The following is a 523-nucleotide window of genomic DNA, read 5'->3' on the forward strand; positions in this document are numbered from 1 at the left end:
ACTAAAGCGTTTCGAATTTAGTTTGAGACATATCCGGCAGCCTTGAAGTAGTTCCAACACTCTGTTGGGTCGTAGAGATCGCAGATTGATCCGATTGCCTCGAAGACCTCTGTGAATGTTCTGGCTCCGATGCGTCGCAGATGAGCTTTCAGCTTGGAGAAGGCTTGTTCTATCGGTTTCAGATCGGGTGAGTAAGGTGGCAGGTAGAGAAACCAGCAGCCGCGGTCGCGCAGGGCCTGTGCAGCCTCCTTGTTTCGGTGCGTAGCCAGATTGTCGAGGATGACGACAGTGCCGGGTGCAATTTCCTTGACGAGGACTTCTCTGATGTAGGCGGCAAATGCCGGGCCATCCATCGCGCCCTTTATGACCCATGGTGCGATCAGAGCGTCACGGGTCAACCCTGCGATCAGTGTTTGCGTTCCCCAGCTGCCAAAAGGGGCGTCCATAGTCAGCCGTTCTCCTTGAGGAGCCCAGCCACGCAGTCGGGTGAGGTTGGTCTTAACGGCTGTTTCGTCAATGAACA

General features: G+C 54.9%; 1 protein-coding gene. It reads right to left on the minus strand.

Features of this window, described 5'->3' with window-relative positions; genetic code table 11:
- Nucleotides 1-17: 17 nt before the first annotated feature.
- A partial coding sequence (locus ACFWW2_RS11295) for an IS630 family transposase (RefSeq protein WP_393928170.1) occupies nt 18-523 on the minus strand: 506 nt, incomplete at its 5' end.

Source organism: Yoonia sp. R2-816 (assembly GCF_046762905.1).
GTDB lineage: Bacteria > Pseudomonadota > Alphaproteobacteria > Rhodobacterales > Rhodobacteraceae > Yoonia.